Origin of the sequence: Roseovarius sp. MMSF_3359, assembly GCF_030733385.1 — a bacterium.
Taxonomy (GTDB): domain Bacteria; phylum Pseudomonadota; class Alphaproteobacteria; order Rhodobacterales; family Rhodobacteraceae; genus Roseovarius.
The window spans coordinates 1-9507 of record NZ_JASHJC010000032.1 but is presented as its reverse complement, the minus strand read 5'-3'; the positions used below and the strand labels follow the sequence as shown (position 1 = coordinate 9507).

Annotated in this window: 10 protein-coding genes; all 10 read right to left on the bottom strand. The window is 62.5% G+C overall.

Going from position 1 to position 9507, the window contains the following annotated elements; genetic code table 11:
- Positions 1-36: 36 nt before the first annotated feature.
- Positions 37-990, bottom strand: a complete 954-nt coding sequence (locus RBB29_RS22180; protein ID WP_306117114.1) for a D-glycerate dehydrogenase — start codon at positions 988-990, stop codon at positions 37-39.
- Positions 987-1328 (bottom strand): tRNA-binding protein, encoded by a 342-nt coding sequence (locus tag RBB29_RS22175; RefSeq protein ID WP_306117113.1) that lies wholly within the window; start codon positions 1326-1328, stop codon positions 987-989. The genes RBB29_RS22180 and RBB29_RS22175 overlap by 4 nt, the downstream gene beginning before the upstream one ends.
- A complete protein-coding gene (gene proC, locus RBB29_RS22170; RefSeq protein WP_306117112.1) occupies positions 1318-2136 on the bottom strand; it encodes a pyrroline-5-carboxylate reductase in 819 nt (272 codons plus the stop codon). Before proC ends, RBB29_RS22175 begins: the two co-directional genes overlap by 11 nt.
- Before the next feature lie 42 nt (positions 2137-2178).
- Complete coding sequence (locus RBB29_RS22165) at positions 2179-2679, bottom strand: YbjN domain-containing protein (RefSeq protein WP_306117111.1); 501 nt, start codon at positions 2677-2679, stop codon at positions 2179-2181.
- 284 nt (positions 2680-2963) lie between these two features.
- Positions 2964-3899: a 3-hydroxyacyl-CoA dehydrogenase NAD-binding domain-containing protein gene (locus RBB29_RS22160; protein WP_306117110.1), complete on the bottom strand. Its 936-nt coding sequence runs from the start codon at positions 3897-3899 to the stop codon at positions 2964-2966.
- Entirely contained in the window at positions 3899-4639 is a 741-nt protein-coding gene (locus RBB29_RS22155; RefSeq protein ID WP_306117109.1) for an SDR family NAD(P)-dependent oxidoreductase, read from the bottom strand. Before RBB29_RS22155 ends, RBB29_RS22160 begins: the two co-directional genes overlap by 1 nt.
- Positions 4639-6057 carry a gamma-aminobutyraldehyde dehydrogenase gene (locus tag RBB29_RS22150; RefSeq protein WP_306117108.1) on the bottom strand — a complete coding sequence of 473 codons (1419 nt, stop codon included), beginning with the start codon at positions 6055-6057 and terminating at the stop codon, positions 4639-4641. The genes RBB29_RS22155 and RBB29_RS22150 overlap by 1 nt, the downstream gene beginning before the upstream one ends.
- A 9-nt stretch (positions 6058-6066) precedes the next feature.
- Positions 6067-6996 (bottom strand): 3-keto-5-aminohexanoate cleavage protein, encoded by a 930-nt coding sequence (locus RBB29_RS22145; protein WP_306117107.1) that lies wholly within the window; start codon positions 6994-6996, stop codon positions 6067-6069.
- Between the two features lie 139 nt (positions 6997-7135).
- A complete protein-coding gene (locus tag RBB29_RS22140) occupies positions 7136-7930 on the bottom strand; it encodes an SDR family NAD(P)-dependent oxidoreductase (protein WP_306117106.1) in 795 nt (264 codons plus the stop codon).
- Positions 7927-9507, bottom strand: a 1581-nt coding sequence (betC, locus tag RBB29_RS22135; RefSeq protein WP_371931542.1) for a choline-sulfatase, incomplete at its 5' end; no start/stop codon positions are given. The genes RBB29_RS22140 and betC, both read right to left, overlap by 4 nt.

Sequence of the window (9507 nt, the reverse complement as noted above, 5' to 3'; positions counted from 1 at the left end):
GTTGCCCTGACAGGGGGCCTTCCCGGGCGCCGCAGATCAGTTCACGAGGTTGGGGGGCGTCTCGCCATCAAGGAACACCCGCAGGTTTTCCACCGCCATTAACCCCATCGCTTCGCGCACTTCCAGCGCCGCAGTACCCAGATGCGGCAGCAGCACGACATTCTCCAACGCCGCCAACGCCTCCGGCACCTCTGGCTCATGCTCATAAACATCAAGGCCCGCGCCGCCAATCCGCCCCGCCTGCAGGGCCGCGATCAACGCCGCCTCATCCACGACATCGCCCCGCGCCACGTTAATGAGGCGCGCATGCGGGGCCATCATCTCCAACGCTTCCGCCCCGATCAGGTGCCGCGTCTCGGGGTTGGCTGGGACACAGAGCACCACGAAATCTGCCTTTTTCAACAAAACATCCTGCGTGACGTGCTTGGCCGCGAATTTGAGCTTTTTTTCGCTTCGGCCCGCATAGATCACTTTCATCCCGAACCCGTGATGGCACCGCGCCGCCACCGCCTGCCCGATCCGACCCATGCCAATGATACCGACAGTCTTGCCGGTCATGTGCAGGCCCAGCATCTGCGTCGGCTCCCAGCCGGTCCAGGCGCCTGCGCGGACCAGACGCTCCCCCTCTCCGGCCCGGCGCGCCGACATCAGCATCAGGGTCAGCGCGATATCCGCCGTCGCATCGGTCACCGCGCCCGGCGTATTGGTCACCGACACGCCAACGGCGCGGGCCGCATCCGCATCAATATGATTAAACCCAACCCCGAAATTCGCCAGGATCTTGCAACGCGGGTTCTGAAACCCGTCGAAAACCTCGGCCGAGAACATGTCGCCCAGGGTCGGCATCACCCCATCGTAAAGCGCCAATGCCGCCCGCATCTGACCAGTCTTCAAGGGCACCGCTTCTTCGCGGATCTCCACGTCAAAAATCTCGCGCGCGGCGGCCACCACGCGCTCCGGCATCGGCCGGGTCAACAAAATTCTTTTCAATGCATTCGCTCTCCGACGGGCACGTCCTGGTCCGGGCGTAGCAGAACGATCTCCCCCTGGCCATCGGATAAGCCAAGTACCAGAACTTCGGACATAAACCTGCCGATCTGGCGGGGCGGAAAGTTAACAACGGCCATCACCTGACGCCCGATCAGCGCCTCGGGCGTGTAATGCGCCGTCACCTGGGCCGAGGTCTTTTTCTCACCGATCTCCGGACCAAAATCTATCCACATCTTGATCGCGGGTTTGCGTACCTCCGGATAGGGTTCTGCGCGCATGACGCGGCCCACCCGGATATCAACCTTGAGGAAATCGTCGAACGTGATCTCATCCGCCATTGGCCAACTCCTTCGACCGGTCCGTCGCCGCCTTCACCGTGGCCGCGATCAGGGGCGGCAGGCCCGCGGCCTCATCCATCAGGACCTCAAGCCCCGCCTGCGTCGTGCCGTTGGGGCTGGTCACGTTGACTCGCAACTGCGCCGGGGTTTCCTCCGCCGCCTCGGCCAACGCCCCGGCACCCGCAACCGTCGCCTGCGCCAGCTGCATCGCCAGTTCAGGTGCCAATCCTTGGGCCTCACCAGCCGCGGCGAGGCATTCGATCATGTGAAAAACATAGGCCGGACCGGAGCCGGAAACGCCGGTGACCGCATCCATCTGCGCCTCCGCCTCAAGCCGCACGACCTGCCCCACGGCGCGGAGCAGCCCTTCGGCCAGGTCCATTTGCGCAGCATTTGCATGGGCATTCCCGATGATCGCGGTGATCCCCCGACCCACGGCGGCGGGCGTGTTAGGCATGGCGCGCACGATTGGGCTTTGTGCCCCCAGGGCGGCCTCGAAGGCCGCGATCGGCGTACCGGCGGCCACGGACACGAAAAGCGTCTCGCCATTGCCCATCGCCGCGATAGCCGGAAGCGCGTCGCCCATCATCTGCGGCTTGACCGCGATCAGCACGATTGCGGGGTTTTCCGGCAATGTCGCATTGATACCGACCCCGGTCGATTGCAGCCAATCCGAGGGCTTGGGGTCAATCACCGATACCGATGCCGGGGGCAACCCATCGGTTAGCCAGCCCTGCAGCATGGCCGACCCCATCTTACCGCATCCCAGCAAAACCAGGCCACGTTCGGCCACAAATGACATGTCCATGAAAATATCCCCGCGTTGATCGTTATCGTCGCGGGGTCAGGTTTACGCCCGCCCGTAGGCCTCTGCAATGGCGACTTGCAGCGCGTCCTGCGGATCGCGGTCACCCCAGACGACAAGCTGGAAGGCCGGATAGTACCGCTCGGCACTCATGACCGCGGCGGTGATGAGCGTGTCGATCTGCTCCGGGCTCGGCCCCAGACCGCCCGCCATGACCAGCCCATAGCGATAGACCATCAGCTTGGTCTCGTTCCAGAAGGTGAACGCCCCCGCCCAGCATTGGTCATTCACCTCGTTCAAGGCGTGATAGAGCGCCGGTATCTTATCCTCGGGCGGCTCCATCTCGAAGCTGCAGACCAGACGCAGCGTCTCGTCATAGGCGGACCAGGCAAGGGTGATCGAGTAGGTGCGCCACTGCCCTTCAACGGCCATCGCGATCTGATCGTCGGCGATACGGTCAAAATCCCAATCGTGATGCTCGGCGATATGTTCAACGATATCAATCGGGTGAAGGTCTTCTTGCAAAAACTGCTCGGACAAGGCCATTGCGCCACCTCTTTTTGTTGTAGCGTTTGGGGCCTGGCAGCGCCCCAAGCGCTAGGTGCCTGCTCTACGAACGGGGGCTAGTCCCCGCGTTCATACTAGATATGGTGCGGGTTATCGGGCGACCTGTAAAGCTATTTGTTGGGGATAACCGCAATAAGTTGTGGATGACTGCGCCTGTATCCCCAATTATGGCGAGTCTGCAAAACACAGGAAAAATCAATCAAGGCCGATCGCACGCCCGTGTGCGACCCGGCAACAAAACCGCAGGTTTGGTTAAATCCGCCTTAATCGGAGGGGCGGCCCCGCAAAGCCTTCTGGATCGCCACGATTTTCGCGTCACGCCGCGCGGCCAGATCCTCGACCGGCGCGCCCCCGGTTGCCTCCCGCAGACCGTCCACCAGCACCTGGGTGATCTCCGGGGTCAGGTGCGGTGTTCCCAGGTCATCCCACCAGCCGTTGAACGTGTCGGTGAAATGGTCGCAGAAAGCCGTCAATCCACCCGCCCCAGCGCCCAGACCAAAGAGCGTCGTCGGCCCCATCGCAGCCCAGCGCAAACCGGGACCCGCCGACATGGCCTTGTCCACATCCCCCACGCTGGCCACGCCGGATTGCACGAGATGTATGGCCTCGCGCCAGACGGCCGCCTGCAGACGGTTGGCCACATGGCCCGGCACTTCCTTCTGCACCCGGATCGTGACCTTGCCTATATCGGCGTAAAAGGCTTCGGCCCCTTCGACCACGCCCGCCGCCGTCCGCTCGTTGCCCATGACCTCAACCAAAGGAATGAGATGCGGCGGGTTGAACGGATGGCCCAGCACAAAGCGCGCCGGGTCGCTCCACCCGCCCTGCATCTGCCCCAGCGTGAGCCCCGAGGCGGAGCTGGCCACGATGGCCTCCGGTGCGAGGACTGATTCAATCTTGGCAAATGTCGCGTGTTTGACGGGGAGCCGTTCAGGGACGTTTTCCTGTATGAAACCGGCGCCTTCAACCGCCTCGGCCGCCGAGGTGTGAAAGCTGATCCGGCTCGGGTCGCCGCGGGCCGTCAAACCCAGTTCGGTCATTGTGGCCCAAGCCTGCTCGATATAGGCGCGCACCGCGCCTTCTGAGTCTGGTGCGGGGTCAAAGACCGCAACCGACCGCCCGGAGGCCAGGAACAGCGCGGCCCAGCTTGCGCCGATGACGCCTGCGCCCAAGACCGCCGTGTGAGAGGTATCCGCCATCAGAAGAGCCCCGTGTTGATGGGCGATGCGGCGGTCATGCCACCATCGACGGTGAACATCTGACCGGTGGCAAACCCGGCCTCGTCCGAGGCCAGCCAGACCGCCATCGCGGCGATATCCGCTGGCTTGCCAAAGCGGCGCGTGGCATGGCGGGCCAGTGCGTCCTTGCGCGCGGCCTCCGGATTTTCCGAAAGGTCAAACCCGGCTTCCAGCATACCGGTTTCAATCCATCCCGGACAGATCGCGTTGCATCGAATATCCGGCCCGTGATCCACCGCGATGGAACGTGTCAGCCCATGCACAAAGGCCTTGGACGCATTATATAGCGCCATCGAGGGGTCCGCGACGCGCGCCGAGATCGACCCGATATTGATGATCGACGCGCCCTTGGGCATCTGCGGAATGAACGCCCGGCAGGTGTTGAACACACCTCGGCAATTCGCCCCAATGACCAGGTCCCAATCGGCATCGCTGCTGTCCGCGACGGTCTTTTCCACCTGAACACCTGCGTTATTGACCAGAATGTCGATCGCGCCCGCAGCCTGGGCAAGCGCCGTCACCTGCGCGGGGTTCGACACATCCGCGCTCTGCCAGCCGCACCCTTCCGGCAACCCGTCGGGCTGTGGCCCGCGCCCGCAGGTCATTACCTCGGCCCCCTCGGCCAGAAATGCCTCGACAATGCCGCGGCCGATCCCCTGCCGCCCGCCGGTGACCAGCGCCCGTTTCCCCGCGAGCCGCATCAGTGTGCCACCATCACGTGACGGATCGAGGTATAGGCATCGAGTGCATAAACGCTCATGTCACAGCCCGTCCCCGACCCTTTCATCGCCGCCCAGGGCATTTCCGCCGTGGGCATCCCGTGGGTGTTGACCCATGTCATGCCATAGCGGATTTCCGCACTCATCCGCATCGCGGTCGAGAGATCGCGCGTCCAGATGGACGATGCCAAACCGTAGCGGCCTGCATTGGCGATCTTGAGCGCCTCATCCGCGTCCTTGAAGCGCGATAGCGTGATCACAGGGCCAAACACCTCGGAACAGGCAATTTCGGCGTCATTGTCGACATTGGCCACGACCGTCGGCTGGTAGAAGAAGCCCGCGCCTTCGCCCATGCCACCGCCCACGGCGATCTCGGCACTGCCACGGGCGCGGTCGACAAAACCCGCCACCCGCTCGCGCTGTATTTCTGATACGATGGGGCCCATTTCCGTCCCCTCGGCCTTGGGCGCGCCAATCTTGATCTGCGCCACCTGATCCGCGATGGCGGCGACAACCTTGTCATAAACACCTTCTTGCACCAGCACGCGACAGGGTTGGGCGCAATCCTGCCCTGCATTGAAGAAAGAGCCAAAGCGAATTGTTTCCGCCAGCGCGTCGATATCGGCGTCGTCAAAGGCGATCACCGGGGCCTTGCCGCCGAGTTCCAGATGCACGTGACGGATCTGGTTCGAGGCCGCGCGCATCGCCGCCATGCCTGTGGCAGGTGAGCCGGTAATCGAAATCCCCTCCATCCGTGGATCGTTGATTAGCTTGTCACCCACCGAGGCCCCGCGGCCGTGGATAACGTTGAAAACGCCCTTGGGCAGCACATCGGCCAGAAGTTCCGCCAAACGCAGCGTCGCCAGCGGTGTGACCTCGGACGGTTTCAGAACCATCGTACAGCCCGCCGCCAGGGGCGCCGCGATCTTCCACGCCGCCATCATCAGCGGGTAGTTCCAGGGCGCAATCGACGCCACCGGGCCAATCGGGTCACGCCGGATCATGCTGGTATGGCCGGTCACGTATTCGCCCGTCGCCGAACCGGTCATCGTCCGCGCGGCGCCCGCCATGAAGCGGAACGTGTCGATGGTCAGCGGCATCTCCTCATCCCGCGCCATGGGCCAGGGTTTGCCCACATCAAGCGTTTCCAACTCGGACAATTCTTCGATATTGGCCTCGATCACATCCGCGATGGCGTGCAAATGCGAGGACCGTTCGGAAGGCGTGGAGAGGCGGTAGGTCTCAAACGCCTCATGCGCAGCGACCGCCGCGGCTTCAACCTGGTCTGGCGTCGCCTCGTTGATCCGCGCCACCTCAGCGCCGGTGGACGGGTCGAGTACGGCAATCGCCTCCCCGCCGCCCGCGACCATTTCCCCGTTGATGAGCATCTTTGTCTGCATAGTCGCCCCCTAGAAATTCACCTGATCGCCACCTTTGAGGCCCAGACGCGTGCGCGCTTCTTCGGGGGTGGCGATGGTTTTGCCAAGATTTTCAATGATCGAGCGGATCTTTGTGACCTGCTCAGCGTTGGATGTGGCCTTCTGGCCGGGGCCGATATAGAGGCTGTCCTCCAGCCCCACACGGACATTGCCGCCAAGCATCGCGGCCTGCGTGGTAAACGTCATCTGGTGGCGCCCGGCGGCCAGCACCGACCATTCATAATCATCGCCAAAGAGCTTTTCGGCAATCGTGTGCATGTGCATTAGGTTGTCCAGATCAGCGCCGACACCCCCTAGGATGCCAAACACCATCTGCACGAAAAAAGGCGCCTTGACCCAGCCCTGATCCACGACCCAGGCAAGGTTATAAAGATGCCCCAGGTCGTAGCATTCGAATTCGAACTTGGTGCCGTGGGCATCGCCCAGCTCACGCATCGCGTATTCGATATCCGCAAACGTGTTGCGGAAGATGAAATCGCGCGTCATGTCGAGGAATTCCGGCTCCCATTCATGCTGCCAGCCGGAATATTTCTGCATCATCGGGAAGATGCCGAAATTCATCGACCCCATGTTCATGCTGGCCATCTCCGGACTAGCCTTGAGCGCCGCGCGCAGGCGCTCTTCGCGCGTCATGCCAAGCCCGCCACCAGTCGAGACATTCATCACCGCACCCGTCGCCTGCTTGATCCGCGGCAGGAACTGCATGAAAAGCTCCGGATCAGGATCCGGCTTGCCATTCTCCGGATTGCGCGCGTGCAGGTGGATGATCGACGCCCCGGCTTCTGCCGCGCCAATGCTGGCCTCTGCGATCTCATTGGGGGTGATCGGCAGATGCTCGGACATGGTGGGGGTATGGATGCCGCCCGTGGGCGCGCAGGTGATGATGACGGGCTTACTCATGTTTCGGGGTCCTTGGCGTTATGAACCAGCCGTAAATCCGGTTTGCTTCGGGCCGGTTTCAGGGTTGCCTGCCACGCCAGTTCACCAAATGCGTATTGCGGCGCTGCATCGGCATCAGATCTGACCGGGGACGTGGTTTTCATAGCTTCATCTGCTGCACTTGCGCCGAGAGGCCGCCATCCAGCACCCAGAGCTGCCCCGAGGCATAGCGCGCCTCGTCGCTCGCCAGCCAGTTGACCAGATTGGCGATATCCTCGGGCGTGCCATAGGTGCGCATCGGATGCACGTCGCGGACGGCCTGCTGCAACTGGTCAATCGTCTTGCCACCTCCCCCCGAACCGTCACCGGTAAAGAAGCTCTGCAACATCGGCGTGTCCACATAGCCGGGGCAGATCGCGTTGACACGGATACCCTCGGGGCCATGGTCACAGGCCATTGCACGCGTCAAAGCATGCACCGCCCCCTTGGTGGCGCAATAGGCTGCAAGCCCGGGATCGGCGATAAACCCATCGTAAGAACCGAAATTGATGATGCTGGCGCTCGTCCCGCCTGCAGCTGCCTTGCGCATCAAGGGAAGCGCATATTTCGACGTCAGAAACGTGCCGGTCGCATTAACCGCGAAGGACAGGTTCCATTCCTCCAGCGAGGTTTCTTCGATCGTCTTCTCGATCTCGATGCCCGCGGCGTTCACAAGGATGTCGAGCTTGCCCGCCTCTTCGCCAACCTGTGCCATCGCGGCAATCGCATCGGCTTCCCGCGTGACATCCAGTTTAATGAAATGACTGCCATCGTCGTCATGCGCCGCAAGCGACCCCTGCAGTGTCAGGTCCGCGGCATAGACACGCGCACCCTCGCGCAGGAACCGTGCGACGATGGCCCGCCCGATCCCGCCACGCCCGCCTGTTACCAGCGCGGTTTTGCCCTCCAGCATCATCTGTCTGTCTCCTTCAGGGGTGGGAACCGGTAGCGGCTCGCGGCCTCGGTCCAGTCCATATGGTTGCGCACATATTCCTGGCTGGCGTCGCGCGGCGGGTTGAAATCCCACGCTTCGCCCGCACCTGCCTCCATCGCCGCATGCAGCGCCCGGCGGGACTTCTGCGTCGCCATGATATCGCTGCGCAGTTTTTCACTATCCCAACGCTCGGCCACTTCGGCAGCGAATGCCGCGGCACGGTCCTTGTAGAGCGGATCAGCCGCGACGTTCTTCTTCTCCAGCGGGTCCAGTGCCAGATCATAAAGCTGCGGTGGATCAGGATCGCAATGAATGTATTTCAGGTCCCCGCGCCGGATCATGAAGACCGGATAGGGCGTCATCTCGGCACAATATTCGCCAATCGCCTCATCCACCGGATCGACCTCACCGCGCGCCAGTGGCATCAACGACCGTCCATCGACCGGTTCGCCAAACATGGCCGCATCGCCCCCTGCGATATCAACAAATGTGGGCATCAGATCCACCAGCGAGCAGGCATTGGCGGCAGTGCCCTGCACCACCCCCGGTCCCGCCATGATGAGTGGCACGCGGGCCGAATGCTCAAAGAAGTTCATCTTGTACCAGAGGCCACGCTCACCAAGCATGTCGCCATGATCGGCGGTGACGATGACAATGGTGTTGTCAATCTCGCCGGTTTCTTCCAGCGTGCGCACAACCTCGCCCGCCTTGCTGTCGAAATAGCTGACATTGGCCAGATAGGCGCGGCGTGCCCGACGGATTTCCTCTTCACTCAAAGGCACGACACTGGCCTCGATCCCGTCCATCACCCGGCGCGAAAACGGATCCTGATCCTCCAGCGCCGGAACAAATGCCGGCATGTCGATCTCCGCGTCATCATAGAGATCCCACCATTCGGGCCGCGCCACATAGGGGTCATGCGGATGGATGAAACTCGCAACCATCAGAAACGGCGTCTCATCCCCCAACGTCCGGTCACGTGCCCGGTCAAACAGCCAACGGCGCGCGGCAAAACCAACCTCGTCGTCATAATCGATCTGGAACGTGGCCTGCGCAACCCCACTTTCCTTGACCGTCGCCATGTTGTGATACCACTTGTCGATCCGCTCGTCTGGTGCCTCCCAATCGGGGGTCCAGGCGAAATCGGCCGGGTAGATATCGGTCGTCACGCGGTCCTGGAACCCGTGCTTCTGGTCCGGTCCAACGAAGTGCATCTTGCCCGAAAGGCAGGTGCGATAGCCCAAGGCCTTCAGGTAATGCGCGAATGTCGGCACCGAGGCGCGGAATTCGCTGGCATTGTCATAGGCGGCGATCCGGCTGATGAGCTGCCCGGACATGAAAGCGAACCGCGATGGTGCGCAGAGCGGCGAATTGCAATAGGCCGCGTCAAACCGCATCCCCCGTGCTGCCAACGCATCCATATGCGGCGTCCTGGCAACGGCATGGCCATAAGCACCGGTCCACTGCGGCGCCAGTTGATCGGCCATCACAACCACGATGTTCGGCCGCATCAAATGCCCCTCCACGCGGGTCTGCCCCGCCGCGCCGGGCTGGGCGAA

Excerpts from the sequence above, each read along its gene's own strand:
- RBB29_RS22175 (WP_306117113.1), bottom strand. The coding sequence starts at position 1,328 with ATGGCGGATGAGATCACGTTCGACGATTTCCTCAAGGTTGATATCCGG.
- proC (WP_306117112.1), bottom strand. The coding sequence starts at position 2,136 with ATGGACATGTCATTTGTGGCCGAACGTGGCCTGGTTTTGCTGGGATGC.
- RBB29_RS22165 (WP_306117111.1), bottom strand. The coding sequence starts at position 2,679 with ATGGCCTTGTCCGAGCAGTTTTTGCAAGAAGACCTTCACCCGATTGAT.
- RBB29_RS22160 (WP_306117110.1), bottom strand. The coding sequence starts at position 3,899 with ATGGCGGATACCTCTCACACGGCGGTCTTGGGCGCAGGCGTCATCGGC.
- RBB29_RS22155 (WP_306117109.1), bottom strand. The coding sequence starts at position 4,639 with ATGCGGCTCGCGGGGAAACGGGCGCTGGTCACCGGCGGGCGGCAGGGG.
- RBB29_RS22150 (WP_306117108.1), bottom strand. The coding sequence starts at position 6,057 with ATGCAGACAAAGATGCTCATCAACGGGGAAATGGTCGCGGGCGGCGGG.
- RBB29_RS22145 (WP_306117107.1), bottom strand. The coding sequence starts at position 6,996 with ATGAGTAAGCCCGTCATCATCACCTGCGCGCCCACGGGCGGCATCCAT.
- RBB29_RS22140 (WP_306117106.1), bottom strand. The coding sequence starts at position 7,930 with ATGATGCTGGAGGGCAAAACCGCGCTGGTAACAGGCGGGCGTGGCGGG.